Source organism: Mariprofundus aestuarium, assembly GCF_002795805.1.
Lineage (GTDB): Bacteria > Pseudomonadota > Zetaproteobacteria > Mariprofundales > Mariprofundaceae > Mariprofundus > Mariprofundus aestuarium.
Genome location: NZ_CP018799.1, coordinates 311,772 through 324,908, shown reverse-complemented (window position 1 = coordinate 324,908; position 13,137 = coordinate 311,772). Strand labels below are relative to the sequence as shown.

The 13,137-nt window shown below is 52.8% G+C and carries 17 protein-coding genes; 1 reads left to right on the top strand and 16 read right to left on the bottom strand.

The window, feature by feature from the left end; translation table 11 throughout:
• Nucleotides 1-5: 5 nt before the first annotated feature.
• The 14 genes from rplB to folB form a co-directional block, all read right to left on the bottom strand.
• On the bottom strand, nucleotides 6-836 hold the full coding sequence (gene rplB / locus Ga0123461_RS01655) for a 50S ribosomal protein L2 (protein ID WP_100276754.1): 831 nt from the start codon (nucleotides 834-836) through the stop codon (nucleotides 6-8).
• A 3-nt stretch (nucleotides 837-839) separates the two neighbouring features.
• Entirely contained in the window at nucleotides 840-1,139 is a 300-nt protein-coding gene (gene rplW, locus Ga0123461_RS01650; RefSeq protein WP_100276753.1) for a 50S ribosomal protein L23, read from the bottom strand.
• Nucleotides 1,136-1,759, bottom strand: coding sequence for a 50S ribosomal protein L4 (gene rplD / locus Ga0123461_RS01645; RefSeq protein WP_100276752.1), 624 nt, complete (start codon nucleotides 1,757-1,759; stop codon nucleotides 1,136-1,138). The genes rplW and rplD overlap by 4 nt, the downstream gene beginning before the upstream one ends.
• 1 nt (nucleotide 1,760) lies before the next feature.
• The gene (rplC, locus tag Ga0123461_RS01640; RefSeq protein WP_100276751.1) at nucleotides 1,761-2,393 is read right to left on the bottom strand and encodes a 50S ribosomal protein L3; all 633 of its coding nucleotides are present in this window, start codon (nucleotides 2,391-2,393) and stop codon (nucleotides 1,761-1,763) included.
• A gap of 15 nt (nucleotides 2,394-2,408) precedes the next feature.
• Nucleotides 2,409-2,717, bottom strand: a complete 309-nt coding sequence (rpsJ, locus tag Ga0123461_RS01635; protein ID WP_100266087.1) for a 30S ribosomal protein S10 — start codon at nucleotides 2,715-2,717, stop codon at nucleotides 2,409-2,411.
• Between the two features lie 13 nt (nucleotides 2,718-2,730).
• Complete coding sequence (gene tuf / locus Ga0123461_RS01630; RefSeq protein WP_100276750.1) at nucleotides 2,731-3,921, bottom strand: elongation factor Tu; 1,191 nt, start codon at nucleotides 3,919-3,921, stop codon at nucleotides 2,731-2,733.
• Between the two features lie 10 nt (nucleotides 3,922-3,931).
• The gene (fusA, locus tag Ga0123461_RS01625) at nucleotides 3,932-6,013 is read right to left on the bottom strand and encodes an elongation factor G (protein WP_100276749.1); all 2,082 of its coding nucleotides are present in this window, start codon (nucleotides 6,011-6,013) and stop codon (nucleotides 3,932-3,934) included.
• Between the two features lie 145 nt (nucleotides 6,014-6,158).
• A complete protein-coding gene (gene rpsG / locus Ga0123461_RS01620) occupies nucleotides 6,159-6,629 on the bottom strand; it encodes a 30S ribosomal protein S7 (RefSeq protein WP_100276748.1) in 471 nt (156 codons plus the stop codon).
• Nucleotides 6,630-6,656: 27 nt separating this feature from the next.
• Nucleotides 6,657-7,028 carry a 30S ribosomal protein S12 gene (gene rpsL, locus Ga0123461_RS01615; RefSeq protein ID WP_100276747.1) on the bottom strand — a complete coding sequence of 124 codons (372 nt, stop codon included), beginning with the start codon at nucleotides 7,026-7,028 and terminating at the stop codon, nucleotides 6,657-6,659.
• 296 nt (nucleotides 7,029-7,324) lie between these two features.
• Nucleotides 7,325-8,728, bottom strand: a complete 1,404-nt coding sequence (locus Ga0123461_RS01610; RefSeq protein ID WP_100276746.1) for an NAD(P)(+) transhydrogenase (Re/Si-specific) subunit beta — start codon at nucleotides 8,726-8,728, stop codon at nucleotides 7,325-7,327.
• 9 nt (nucleotides 8,729-8,737) lie between these two features.
• Nucleotides 8,738-9,076, bottom strand: coding sequence for an NAD(P) transhydrogenase subunit alpha part 2 (locus tag Ga0123461_RS01605; protein ID WP_100276745.1), 339 nt, complete (start codon nucleotides 9,074-9,076; stop codon nucleotides 8,738-8,740).
• Complete coding sequence (locus tag Ga0123461_RS01600) at nucleotides 9,076-10,209, bottom strand: Re/Si-specific NAD(P)(+) transhydrogenase subunit alpha (protein WP_100276744.1); 1,134 nt, start codon at nucleotides 10,207-10,209, stop codon at nucleotides 9,076-9,078. Before Ga0123461_RS01600 ends, Ga0123461_RS01605 begins: the two co-directional genes overlap by 1 nt.
• A 92-nt stretch (nucleotides 10,210-10,301) precedes the next feature.
• Nucleotides 10,302-10,724 carry a 2-amino-4-hydroxy-6-hydroxymethyldihydropteridine diphosphokinase gene (gene folK / locus Ga0123461_RS01595; protein ID WP_100276743.1) on the bottom strand — a complete coding sequence of 141 codons (423 nt, stop codon included), beginning with the start codon at nucleotides 10,722-10,724 and terminating at the stop codon, nucleotides 10,302-10,304.
• Nucleotides 10,724-11,089, bottom strand: coding sequence for a dihydroneopterin aldolase (gene folB, locus Ga0123461_RS01590; protein WP_198507089.1), 366 nt, complete (start codon nucleotides 11,087-11,089; stop codon nucleotides 10,724-10,726). Before folB ends, folK begins: the two co-directional genes overlap by 1 nt.
• Before the next feature lie 101 nt (nucleotides 11,090-11,190).
• On the opposite strand from folB, the gene Ga0123461_RS01585 reads away from it, so the two are divergent.
• Nucleotides 11,191-11,358 carry a zinc-finger domain-containing protein gene (locus tag Ga0123461_RS01585; protein WP_100276742.1) on the top strand — a complete coding sequence of 56 codons (168 nt, stop codon included), beginning with the start codon at nucleotides 11,191-11,193 and terminating at the stop codon, nucleotides 11,356-11,358.
• Between the two features lie 12 nt (nucleotides 11,359-11,370).
• Here the strand turns inward: Ga0123461_RS01585 and rlmB are convergent, their stop codons facing one another.
• Together rlmB and Ga0123461_RS01575 are read right to left on the bottom strand one after the other, a co-directional pair.
• Nucleotides 11,371-12,126 carry a 23S rRNA (guanosine(2251)-2'-O)-methyltransferase RlmB gene (rlmB, locus tag Ga0123461_RS01580; protein WP_100276741.1) on the bottom strand — a complete coding sequence of 252 codons (756 nt, stop codon included), beginning with the start codon at nucleotides 12,124-12,126 and terminating at the stop codon, nucleotides 11,371-11,373.
• Complete coding sequence (locus Ga0123461_RS01575; RefSeq protein ID WP_100276740.1) at nucleotides 12,116-13,075, bottom strand: acetyltransferase; 960 nt, start codon at nucleotides 13,073-13,075, stop codon at nucleotides 12,116-12,118. Before Ga0123461_RS01575 ends, rlmB begins: the two co-directional genes overlap by 11 nt.
• Nucleotides 13,076-13,137: the final 62 nt, after the last annotated feature.

The following is a 13,137-nucleotide window of genomic DNA, read 5'->3' as shown; positions in this document are numbered from 1 at the left end:
TTACCTCACTTCTGGTTACGGCGGCGAATAATATCACGGTTCGACGCCTTGTTCTTTGCACGGGTCTTGTGACCCTTGGTTGGTACGCCCCACGGGGTTACCGGATGACGACCACCGGATGTACGGCCTTCACCACCACCATGCGGGTGATCGATCGGGTTCATTACAACACCACGAACGTTTGGACGAATACCCAGCCAGCGAGTGCGACCCGCCTTGCCTACCTTACGGTTGGAGTGATCACCATTACCCATTACACCAATGCTTGCCATGCAGCGGATATCCACACGACGGAACTCGCCGGATGGCATCTTCAGAATGGCCTTAGTACCTTCTTTACCCATCAACTGAACTGATGAACCAGCACTACGAGCAATCTGGCCGCCCTTCTGAGGCTTCATCTCTACGTTGTGTACCTGAGTACCGACGCGGATATTGCTCAGTGGCAAAGCATTGCCAGGACGAATCTCTGCATCAGGACCGCTCATCACTTCATCACCCGGACGCAGGCCCTGTGGCGCGAGGATATAACGCTTGTCGCCGTTACTGAAAACTACCAGTGCGATATGCGCTGTGCGGTTAGGATCATATTCAACGCGCGCAACTGTACCGCCAACGCCGTAATTGTCACGCTTGAAATCGACCATACGGTAAAGGCGCTTGTGTCCGCCACCACGATGGAAGCTGGTAATGCGTCCGTTATTGTTGCGGCCACCTGATTTAGTCAGGCCGACAACCAGGCTTTTCTCCGGAGCGCCCTTGTGCAGACCCTCGTTTACTACGCCGATGCGTCCACGGTTACCATTTGTTGTTGGTTTCAATGCCTTCAATGCCATTGTTTATACCTCTTCCGCCACTTCCAGAGTGTGTCCCTCAGCCAGACGGATCACAGCCTTGCGGTAGCCTGAGCGGGCGCCTGTATGAGCACCGCGACGCTTTGGCTTGCTAGGCATATTAATAACCTGAACTTTATCAACCTTCACTTCGAAGACAGCCTCTACAGCGGCCTTGACCTGTGATTTGGTCGCACTACGGGCAACACGGAAAGTGTACTGATTGGCTGCGCCGGTACCTGAGTAGCTCTTCTCAGTGATAACAGGCTGACGCAGGATGTCGAAATGATTGATGTTTGCACTCATGACAGACGCTCCTCGAGTTTATCTACAGCAGCTTCGGTCAGGATTACACGCTCACACTTAAGCAGGTCGTGGATAGTCATCTGACCATCGAGAACCACTTTGGTGTGTGGGATATTACGACCGGAGAGCTCTACATTGCTGTTGGCTGAATCAAGCACAAACAAACCGGATGTAGTTTCAAGCGCACCCAGCACTTCAACAAACGACTTGGTTTTCGGCGCTTCGAGCTCAAGCTTATTGACTACAGTCAGCTTGCCTTCACGCAGACAGTCGGAGAGAACCAGGCACATTGCACGGCGACGCTCTTTCCTGTTGATGCGTGAATCAAATGTGGTATCTGCATTCGGACCATGTGCAGTTCCGCCATGACGCATCTGTGCAGCACGGGTAGTACCCTGACGGGCACGACCAGTACCCTTCTGCTTGAATGGCTTCTTACCGCCACCGGAAACATTCGCTACGGTTTTAGTTGCGCTTGTTCCGCCACGCTGTGCTGATGCAAGTGATGCATAAACACGGTGTACGAAGCCTGCGTCTGACTCAAGACCGAAAACGGCCGGATTCAGCTCACGCTTGCTAACTTCTTTATTGTTCTGATCTACGATGGTGATCTTCGCCATCTTACGCTCCCTTCACGGCTGGACGCAGTTCAACCAGTCCGTTACGCGAACCGGGAACAGCACCCCTAACCAGAATGCGATTGGAATCTGCATCCACTCGAATGACTTCAAGATTCTGAGTTGTTATACGCTCATTGCCGTAATGACCAGGCATCTTCTTGCCCGGGAATACACGACCTGGCCACTGACACTGACCGGTAGAGCCCATCTGACGATGTACTTTTTCAGCACCATGGGTTGCACGGCCACCAGCAAAGTTATAACGCTTCATAACACCGGCAAAACCGCGGCCCTTAGAGGTGCCGGAGACGTCGATCTTCTGACCGACTTCAAACTGAGTTGCATTCAACTCCTGACCCAATTCACACTCGGCATCAGCAGCAACGCGGAACTCTTTCAGTCCGCCAGCAACTTCCTGGCCCTGCTTGGCGTAGTGACCCTGAACAGGACGGGTGGTGTTGCGCTTGGCAGAACCAAAGCCAACCTGAACCGCATCATAACCATCACGGTCCGCAGTACGGCGCGCAACAACCTTGCAAGGTTCAACATTCAAAACAGTCACAGGAATTGCAGAACCATCTTCTGCAAAGATCTGTGTCATGCCCGCTTTCCGGGCGATCAATCCAATACTCATGGTTATCCTCCCGAATTAAAGTTTGATCTCAACATCCACACCGGATGGGAGATCAAGTTTCATCAGCGCATCCACGGTCTGTGGAGTTGGCTTATCAATATCAAGCATGCGCTTGTGTGTACGAATCTCGAACTGCTCACGAGAATCTTTGTACTTGTGCGGAGATTTGATCACGCAAAATTTGCGAATCTTGGTCGGAATTGGAATCGGACCACGTACTTCTGCACCGGTACGTTTTGCTGTAGCCACGATGTCTGCCGCACTCTTATCAAGAATACGGTGATCAAAGGCTTTCAGACGAATACGAATACTTTGTGTTGCCACGTACGGCCCCCTATTACTTAGTGATGTCGGTAACGACGCCAGCGCCGACCGTACGACCGCCTTCGCGAATTGCGAAGCGGAGTTCTTTATCCATTGCGATTGGTGTGATCAGCTCAACATCCATAGAGATGTTATCGCCAGGCATTACCATCTCAGTTCCTTCAGGCAAGGTAACAGAACCAGTCACGTCAGTTGTACGGAAGTAGAACTGTGGACGGTAGCCGTTGAAGAATGGCGTGTGACGACCACCCTCTTCCTTGTTCAGGATATAAGCTTCAGCCTTGAATGTGGTGTGTGGAGTGATTGAACCTGGCTTGGCCAGAACCTGACCACGCTCGATGTCTTCACGCTTAACGCCACGAAGAAGAAGACCTACGTTGTCGCCAGCTTCGCCGGAATCCAGAAGCTTGCGGAACATTTCAACACCAGTACAAGTAGTCTTAACGGTGTCTTTAATACCAACGATCTCGATCTCTTCGCCAACCTTAATGATACCAGCCTCAATACGACCAGTAGCAACAGTACCGCGACCTGAGATTGAGAATACATCCTCAACAGGCATCAGGAATGGCTTGTCTACATCACGTGCAGGTGTAGGAATGTACTCATCCACTGCAGCCATCAGACGCAGGATAGATGGAGCACCGATCTCAGAGGTGTCACCTTCAAGTGCTTTCAGCGCAGAACCGATGATGATTGGAGTGTCGTCACCCGGGAAGTCGTAAGAGTCCAGAAGCTCGCGAACTTCCATCTCTACCAGCTCAAGCAGCTCTTCGTCATCAACCATGTCTGCCTTGTTCAGGTAGACTACCAGGTGAGGTACGTTTACCTGACGGGCAAGCAGTACGTGCTCACGAGTCTGTGGCATTGGGCCGTCTGCAGCTGATACAACCAGAATACCGCCGTCCATCTGTGCAGCACCAGTGATCATGTTTTTAACGTAGTCGGCATGGCCTGGGCAATCAACGTGAGCGTAGTGACGAGCTTCTGTCTCATACTCAACGTGAGCTGTCGCAATAGTAATACCGCGCTCGCGCTCTTCAGGTGCACCATCAATATCGCCGTAGTCTTTAAAGACTGCGCCGCCTGTCAGGGACAGAACCTTAGTGATCGCAGCGGTCAACGTGGTCTTGCCATGGTCGACGTGACCAATGGTACCAATGTTTACATGCGGCTTGTTACGTTCAAACTTTTCCTTTGCCATGATCTACTCCTTAACCTTTAACAGCGGCAATGATTTCTTGCGCAATATTGTTTGGAACTTCTTCGTAATGTTTAAATGTCATTGTGTAGGTCGCACGACCCTGAGACATCGAGCGAACGTTGGTTGAATAACCGAACATCTCGGAGAGGGGAACCTCAGCCTCGATAACCTTACCGTTACCGCGAGCCTCCATGCCCAATACGCGACCACGACGACGATTCAGATCGCCAACGATATCACCCATATAATCTTCAGGCGTTACAACTTCAACATCCATCATAGGCTCAAGGATTACCGGTTTGGCCTGTGCACAACCGGCACGGAAGCCCATGGAACCTGCAACCTTGAACGCCATCTCATTGGAGTCGACGTCATGGTAGGAACCGTCAACAACAGTAACCTTGATGTCCACCATTGGGTAACCGGCCAGAACACCATTCTGCATGGCCTCTTCAGCACCCTTACCAACAGCCGGGATGTATTCACGAGGAATAGAACCACCGGAGATTTTATCAATGAATTCGAAACCAGCGCCAACTTCATTCGGTTCAATCTCAAGCCAGCAGTGACCATACTGACCACGACCACCGGACTGACGTACAAACTTACCTTCAGCCTTGGTCTTGGCACGGATGGTTTCACGGTATGCAACCTGTGGCTTACCAACATTTGCATCCACGCCGAATTCACGCTTCATACGGTCCACAAGAATCTCAAGATGCAGTTCGCCCATGCCTGAGATGATGGTCTGACCGGTTTCTTCATCAGTGCGAACGCGGAAAGATGGATCCTCAGCAGCCAGACGACCCAGCGCAACACCCATCTTCTCCTGGTCAGCCTTGGTCTTCGGCTCAATAGCAACCGAGATCACCGGCTCAGGGAACTCCATGCGCTCCAGAATAATTGGATGCTCAGCCTCGCAGAGTGTGTCACCAGTAGTGGTGGACTTCAGACCTACCGCAGCAGCGATATCGCCAGCACGAACTTCCTTGATCTCGGAACGCTCATTGGCATGCATCTGCAGAATACGACCCAGACGCTCTTTCTTTTTGCCTTTGGTGGAGTTGATCACATAAGAACCAGCCTCAGCAACACCAGAGTAGACGCGGAAGAATGTCAGCGTACCTACAAACGGGTCGGTCATCACCTTGAATGCAAGCGCCGCAAACGGTTGGTCATCGGAAGATGGACGGGTATCAGGCTCATCAGTGTCAGGGTGGACACCACCAATGGCAGGAACGTCAATCGGGGCAGGCATGTACTCAACTACAGCGTCCAGTAGCGTCTGAATACCCTTGTTCTTGAATGCAGTACCAGCCAGAACAGGAATCACGGAGATATCCAGCACAGATTTACGAATGCACTCTTTCAGCGCTGCTTCGTCAACCGCTTCACCTTCAAGATAAGCCATCATCAGCTCTTCATCGTTAACAAGAACCGCATCCAGCAACAGCTCACGACGCTCTTCAGCAACCTCAAGCAGCTCCTCAGGAATATCCTGGACCTCGTACATCGCGCCCATGGCTTCATCTTTCCAGACAATCGCCTTCATGGACACCAAGTCAATCACACCCTGGAAATTTTCTTCAGCACCAATCGGAATATTCAGAGCAACAGCGTTATGGCCCAGACGATCACGAATCTCTTCAATCACATTGAAGAAATCCGCACCGGTACGGTCCATCTTATTTACGAATGCAACACGAGGAACCTTATATTTGTCAGCCTGACGCCAAACAGTCTCTGACTGTGGCTGAACGCCACCAACCGCACAGAACACGCCGACAGCGCCATCAAGCACGCGCAGGGAGCGCTCTACTTCAATGGTGAAATCCACATGTCCAGGGGTATCAATGATATTGATCTGATGGTCTTTCCAGCTACAAGTTGTTGCAGCGGAGGTAATGGTGATGCCGCGTTCCTGCTCCTGCGCCATCCAGTCCATGGTAGCAGCGCCGTCATGCACTTCACCAATTTTATGACTTACACCGGTGTAGAAAAGAATACGCTCAGTCGCGGTAGTTTTACCAGCGTCAATATGAGCCATAATGCCGATGTTGCGTACACGTTCTAGTGGGGTCTTACGAGCCACGTCGCCACTCCTTTACCATCAAATTCAAAGAACAAACTGTTCTCGGAGACCAGGCTTCACCTGGCTCCAACAGAGAGGCAACCCTCTCCTGTAGTGGACCTGTCAAGATCCGGTTTAAACGGCAACCCTCAGGCTGCCAAAGCACTTACCAGCGGAAGTGAGAGAAAGCCTTGTTAGCTTCAGCCATACGATGGGTCTCATCGCGCTTCTTCCATGCTCCACCGCGGTCAGCGAGGGAATCAGCAATCTCATTACCCAAGCGATCAGCCATGGTGTGCTCGGAACGCTTGCGTGAGAACTCAACCAGCCAGCGCACAGCCAGCGAGTGCTGGCGACGATCAGAAACTTCGATCGGCACCTGGTAGGTTGCGCCACCAACACGGCGGGATTTCACTTCTACTGAAGGCCTAATAGCTTCGATCGCTTCCAACAGTGATGTCAGTGGATCTTTGCCGGTCTTCTGGGATGCAATATCCATTGCGTCATAAACAATCGCTTCTGCTACGGTCTTCTTACCGTCCAGCATCACTTTGTTTACAACGTTGGAAACTGTTGTATCACCATACTTCGCGTCAGGTGTTACCGGACGGCGTGGGGCAGGGCCTTTACGTGGCATTATTCAAACTCCTCAATCTTTCCGCAATTACTTCGGACGCTTCGCGCCGTACTTAGAACGAGCCTGCTTACGACCCTCAACACCTGTTGTATCCAAAACACCACGAAGAACATGGTAACGAACACCCGGCAAATCCTTTACACGGCCGCCGCGAATCAGAACAACCGAATGCTCCTGAAGCTTATGACCCTCACCAGGGATGTACGCAGTTACTTCCATACCATTGGTCAGACGTACACGTGCAACCTTACGAAGTGCCGAGTTCGGCTTCTTCGGGGTAGTGGTATAAACACGGGTGCAAACACCACGACGCTGCGGGCAAGCCTGCAGAGCTGGGACCTTGTTGATCTTTCGTTTGTCTACTCGCTCTTTGCGAATCAACTGATTAATCGTTGGCATTGTTACCTCTTCTCAAACTTTCACTTCACTAAATGGCCGAATAAAAGCACAGCCCTAGCGAAGGGTCGCGAACCTTAGTGTCGGTCAACTTAGCTGTCAACCGCTTTCATCGCCAAAAAAACAGCTGCGGCACATTTGGCATTTATTGCGAATGATCACCGGCATGACGCACAGGCAAAAACCGTAAAAACTAAAACTTGCTACTATATATTAATAGAGTGTCTTGAAGACCACCAGAGCAGAGTCGCCATCAATCTTTCTGGTATGAGTTAAAACGACTCAGTTGCACCTCAACCTCAGTCAAGCGCCTGAGTGATCGCCTCACACGCCTTCTTGGCATCAGCAAAGAGCATCATGGTTCTATCCATATAGAACAGATCATTATCAAGCCCTGCATAACCGACAGCCATTGAGCGCTTCACCACGATCACATGCTCCGCTTTAGCCGCCTCAAGAATCGGCATGCCGTAGATCGGACTGGCCGGGTCTGTTTTGGCCGCAGGATTCACGACGTCATTAGCTCCAATCACCAGTGCCACATCGGTGTCGGAAAACTCCGAATTGATCTCATCCATTTCAAAAACAATATCATAAGGCACATCTGCCTCAGCCAGCAGAACATTCATATGGCCCGGCATGCGCCCCGCCACAGGATGAATGGCGAACTTCACATCCACACCCTGCTTTAGAAGAAGCTCAACCATCTCCTTCAAGGCATGCTGGGCACGCGCCACCGCAAGGCCATAACCCGGAATAATCACCACCGAACGGGCATTGCCGATCAGGAACGCAGCATCCTCGGCTGCACCGCTATGCACCGGACGCTCAACCGCTGTAGCGCCACCAGCCACCGCAGTCGCCGCCTCGCCACCAAAACCACCCAGCAGAACATTGAACAGCGAGCGGTTCATCGCCTTGCACATGATATAAGAGAGGATCGCACCGGATGAGCCAACCAGCGCACCGGCAATGATCAGCATATTGTTACCCAGCGTAAAACCGATACCCGCCGCTGCCCAGCCCGAATAACTGTTGAGCATGGATACAATCACCGGCATATCAGCGCCACCAATCGGCACAATCAACAAAACACCTAGGACAAGGGCTATTGCCAGCATAATCAGGAACGGCAGCCAGGCCCCGTTCACACAGAAGAGAATACCCGCCGCGATCATACCCAGACCAAGAACGAGATTAAGCGGATGCTGGGCCGCAAAGACAAGCGGCCGCCCCGAGAGTATCCCCTGCAGCTTGCCGAAGGCGATCAGTGAGGCTGTGAAGGTGATCGCACCGATGAAGGTGCCGAGAAACAGCTCAATGCGACTGGCCACATGCAGGCCGCCATGGCTACCGGCAATACCGTAGGCCACCGGGTCATAGAGAGCGGAAACAGCAATCAACACGGCCGCCAAACCGACCAGCGAATGCATGAATGCCACAGTCTGAGGCATGTGGGTCATCGGAACCTTGCGCGCAGTAACACCGCCGATCAGACCACCCACAGCGATAGCCGCGACAATCCAGGCGTAGTTCTGCACAGAATCCAGCTGCAGCGTGACAAGAGCGGCAATACCCATGCCAAGCATGCCGAAGGTGTTGCCTCGACGTGCAGAGACCGGGCTGGCCAGCCCCTTCAATGCAAAAATAATCAGTACCGATGCGATGAGATAGGCCAGCGCTACCATATTAGATGAAAGCATTGTTATCCCCTACTTGCGCTTCTTGAACATCGCCAGCATACGCTGGGTCACCATGAATCCACCAAAAATATTGACTGAAGCAAGACCAACTGCAATGAGGCCGAGAACGGTTGCGAGATTCATCTCCAGCGGCCCCGCTGCCAGCAGCGCACCGACAATCACAATACTGGAGATCGCATTGGTCACACTCATCAACGGCGTATGCAGCGCAGGCGTCACATTCCACACCACGTGGTAACCGACAATGATCGCCAGCACAAAAACAGTAAACGAGAGGATAAACGGGTCAGCAGCCGAATCGGCTGTAACCTGTGCAGCCTGCTGCATGGAACTATTCACTACATCCATCACTTCACCTCCGCGCCAAGCAGCTGCGACTTGAGAAGCTCACCACCTTGGCAGATCAGCGACGCTTCGATCACCTCATCATCCAGATTAATCTGAAGCTTGCCGGTTTCAGCTTCCAGCATCGGAGCAATGAAATTATACAGGTTGCGGGCATAAAGCTGGCTCGCATCGGTTGCCATCAGCGCCGGGATATTACCCACCCCAACCAGCATCACGCCGTACTTCTCGACCACCTGATCCATCTCAGAAAGCGGGCAGTTCCCACCCATCTCAACGGCCAGATCAACAATCACCGAACCCGGCTTCATCGACTTAACCATCTCTTCCGTGATCAGCACCGGAGCAGGCCTGCCCGGAATCAGTGCGGTGGTAATAATAATATCGGATTTAGCAACATGCTTGGCAACAAGTTCGGACTGGCGGCGCTTGTAATCATCATCCATCTCTTTGGCGTAACCACCTGCATCCTCAGCATCCTGTTCGGACTCCACCTCTACAAACTTCGCACCAAGACTCTCCACCTGCTCCTTGGCAGCAGCACGCACATCGAACACTTCAACGGTTGCACCCATGCGGCGAGCCGTGGCAATCGCCTGCAGCCCGGCCACACCGGCGCCGAGAATCAATACCTTGGCAGGCTGAACGGTGCCCGCAGCAGTCATCAGCATCGGCATAAAACGGCCATAATGCTCCATTGCCAGCAGCACCGCTTTATACCCGGCAATGTTGGCCTGAGAGGAGAGCACATCCATACTCTGGGCGCGTGAAATACGCGGCACCATCTCCATGGCAAAACAGGCCAGCCCGGCCTTGGCATAATCCTGCAATAACGGATTGGTAAACGGAGAGACAAGGCTGGCAACGGCTGTACCACTGCTGACATCATTCAATTCCACGCCGGAAAGGGCGCGCACCTTAAGTATCAGGTCAGCATCGCCACAGGTGTCCCGGAAGCTTTCCGCAAGACGGGCACCGGCCTTCTCGTAAGCGGCATCGGTAAATCGGGCTTCGTGGCCCGCTCCGCGCTCGACGACAACCTTGCAACCTGCGGCAATAAATTTACCTACAGTTTCCGGCGTGGCAGCAACGCGTTTTTCATGGGCCTGGGTTTCGGCTGGAACCGCGATCAACATCTCTTCTATTTCCCCTGTGAGTGAGCCGCACGTGCATTAATCATCAAGGGAGCGGCTCATTGGAGGTGGAAGTGTAAAACCACTGCCCTTATTTACAAGCGCAATTCCATTAAGGTTACTGAACCCGTCATATCCCCGGGCGATTTGACTGCCACCAGCTCGGCCGCTGGCACATAGGCGTGGGCGTAGCGGTAAAGCTCATCATCGAGAACCTCACCATCATACATCAGCACATCGAGATCCAGTGTCCGCGACTTCCATGACCCTTCGGAGCGATCACGCCCCTGCGCATCCTCCAGCTCTTTCAGGCGAGCCTTGATGCGGTCTGGTGAGAGTTCGCTCTCAAACCTGCAGCAGGCATTGAGAAAGTCGGCCCCCTGCATACCCACCGCTTCCGAACGGTAGACCGATGAAAAGCAGACCGCGTCAAACTCACAACGCAGTGCTGCTGCCGCCTTTTGCAGGTGGAATTCAGGGTTAATATTTGAGCCCATGCCGATCAGCACTTCACTCATCAGGCAGCACTCCCCCGTTCGATCACTACAGCCACATTCTCGGTGCCGCGTACAGCGCCCGGCTTGGACATCTTCAGTCGCAACCACGAGACTCCAAACTCCTGCATCAGGATCTGCGCGCACTGCTCTGCCAGCCTCTCGATCAGGCCGAAGCTGGAAGCCTCAACAAACGAAATTAGCCGCTTGGATACCGATTTATAATCCAGCGCATCGTGGATATCATCCGATGCGGCTGCCTTGGAGATATCCCACGCCATCTCCAGATCAAGGCGTACAGTCTGCCTGATCTCCCGCTCCCAATCGTAAATTCCAATGACGGTCCGTATCTCCAAACCCTCAATCAACACAAGGTCTTTCGCACCCATAACAGTCTCCACTTATATTTTCTAATGGTAAAAATTTGACATTTTCCCTTTATATCACCACTATTCGCCGCGCTTTTTTTGGTGCAATGAGAGGGGTCCCAATGAGTAGTGTCGTTATCAAATCCACAGAAGAGATTGTTTCATGTTCGGATAACGGACAGCACCCTCTGATATACATCAGCCTGAAACAGGGAAGCGGTCAGTGCCAGTACTGCGGCCAGAAATTCATCCGCATCACACAGGAAGAGTCCAAAAAAGCCGCTGCCTGAGGCAGCGCCCGCCTAACCGCCATTGCGTTGCCTGTTGATCTCAAACAGCGCGACGCCAGTTGCCACTGATACATTCAGTGACTCCACATGTCCCGGCATCGGGATACTGATCAACTGATCACAACCCTCGCGCACCAGCCTGCGCATACCCTTACCTTCCGAACCCATCACCACTGCAGTCGCACCATTCAGTCCCGCCTCATAGATCGAAGCATCGGCCTCGCCCGCCAACCCCACAACCCAGAAACCGGAGTGCTGCAGCTTCTCCATCGTCCGTTTCAGGTTGGTCACCTGCAACAGCGGCAATCGCGCCAGTGCTCCGCAAGCTGCCTTACTCACCACCGGCGAGTGCAGATCTGCGGCATGATCCTTGGGCACAATCACCCCGACACATCCCGCCGCTTCGGCCGTACGCACACAGGCTCCCAGGTTATGGGGATCGGTCACCTGATCGAGAAGCAACAGCAGGGGCTTTGTACTCATATCCACTGTTTCAAGCCACTGTTCAAAGGAGAGCGCCTTCTTTGCTCCAGCGACTGCCATACGTGCAACAACGCCCTGATGCGGAACACCGTCAGCAAGACGGGCCAATGCATCTTTCTGCATAAAATTGACCCGCAGACCTTTTTTCTTGGCCAGGTGAATCAACTCATTCAGGCGCGGATGCGATTTGCCCCTCTCAATCATCAACTCATCAATGGAGTCACCTGCGTCGAGCGCATGTTTTACGGCGTGAATGCCCGCGATCACATTGCCATCACTGCTCATACATCCCCCTGAATGCGTCGATAAATGCATCGTACATATCAGCTGGCAGCGCATTGATACCCGCTGCCGCCTTCCTGCCACCACCGGTGGGGAACATCATGCAAAGTTCATCGGCTCCGGTTTTATTGCTTAACGGTGCACGCACGCTGATTCTGAAGTCGCCGCCGGGCAGCTCAGTCAGCAGCGCATGGGCTCGATTCGGTGCACTGCGCGCCAATTCATTGCCATAGACACCTGATACGCGGCGCGCCCAGGGAGCATCGGGCAGCAGAACCACCTGAACAGATTCATTCTCAAACACGACAGGAAGCTCCCTCGCCTGAGTTATATCTGAATCAAAACCGGCTTCGAGTTTTGCAAATGCCACAGATTCAGCAACAAAGGCAAACGGATCCGCAAAAGCGCTAATCGCCCGATACAGAGCATCGGGAGCAAAGTGGAGATCGTCCGGTGTCACCCCGTAACCGTTATAGTTGATCAGGGTGCCAAGCTGCTCAAGTTGTGAAAGCTGCTTCTCGGAGAGGTTAAGGGGAACAGCGGCCTTGCGCGCAGCATCAAAAAGATTATCTCCAAATGCTGCTGTGACGGCCCACGGCAGATGTGCCCCTTGAAGGTAACCATTCACCAGCAGGCTGGTGCAGGTGTCGGCAGACATATCGATATGCACATCTAGGTTCGCCGATTCAGGAATATCGCCGGCAAAATGGTGGTCGAAGTACTGCACGGACACACCGCCATTAAGCAGTCGCTGCAGGTCGTCGCGATTTTTATCCAGCGAGATATCGAGCACGGTCACCCGGCCCCCATCCTCCGCGGCAACCCGCTTAAGCAGCGATATATCGCGCTTCACGCCGGTAACAAGCTCACTCTCCAGTGGTTCAGCCAGCCTTAGCTGGTGCAGCGCACAGATGCCGTCGGCATCACCATTAAAAACATCAAAACATTTCATCCGCCAAGACTTCGCAACTCCAGAGTCAAATGCAACCAGTTAATAACGCTTGCCGGTTAAAT

Excerpts from the sequence above, each read along its gene's own strand:
- rplB (WP_100276754.1), bottom strand. The coding sequence starts at position 836 with ATGGCATTGAAGGCATTGAAACCAACAACAAATGGTAACCGTGGACGC.
- rplW (WP_100276753.1), bottom strand. The coding sequence starts at position 1,139 with ATGAGTGCAAACATCAATCATTTCGACATCCTGCGTCAGCCTGTTATC.
- rplD (WP_100276752.1), bottom strand. The coding sequence starts at position 1,759 with ATGGCGAAGATCACCATCGTAGATCAGAACAATAAAGAAGTTAGCAAG.
- rplC (WP_100276751.1), bottom strand. The coding sequence starts at position 2,393 with ATGAGTATTGGATTGATCGCCCGGAAAGCGGGCATGACACAGATCTTT.
- tuf (WP_100276750.1), bottom strand. The coding sequence starts at position 3,921 with ATGGCAAAGGAAAAGTTTGAACGTAACAAGCCGCATGTAAACATTGGT.
- rpsG (WP_100276748.1), bottom strand. The coding sequence starts at position 6,629 with ATGCCACGTAAAGGCCCTGCCCCACGCCGTCCGGTAACACCTGACGCG.
- rpsL (WP_100276747.1), bottom strand. The coding sequence starts at position 7,028 with ATGCCAACGATTAATCAGTTGATTCGCAAAGAGCGAGTAGACAAACGA.
- Ga0123461_RS01610 (WP_100276746.1), bottom strand. The coding sequence starts at position 8,728 with ATGCTTTCATCTAATATGGTAGCGCTGGCCTATCTCATCGCATCGGTA.
- Ga0123461_RS01605 (WP_100276745.1), bottom strand. The coding sequence starts at position 9,076 with ATGGATGTAGTGAATAGTTCCATGCAGCAGGCTGCACAGGTTACAGCC.
- Ga0123461_RS01600 (WP_100276744.1), bottom strand. The coding sequence starts at position 10,209 with ATGTTGATCGCGGTTCCAGCCGAAACCCAGGCCCATGAAAAACGCGTT.
- folK (WP_100276743.1), bottom strand. The coding sequence starts at position 10,724 with ATGAGTGAAGTGCTGATCGGCATGGGCTCAAATATTAACCCTGAATTC.
- folB (WP_198507089.1), bottom strand. The coding sequence starts at position 11,089 with ATGGGTGCGAAAGACCTTGTGTTGATTGAGGGTTTGGAGATACGGACC.
- Ga0123461_RS01585 (WP_100276742.1), top strand. The coding sequence starts at position 11,191 with ATGAGTAGTGTCGTTATCAAATCCACAGAAGAGATTGTTTCATGTTCG.
- rlmB (WP_100276741.1), bottom strand. The coding sequence starts at position 12,126 with ATGAGCAGTGATGGCAATGTGATCGCGGGCATTCACGCCGTAAAACAT.
- Ga0123461_RS01575 (WP_100276740.1), bottom strand. The coding sequence starts at position 13,075 with ATGAAATGTTTTGATGTTTTTAATGGTGATGCCGACGGCATCTGTGCG.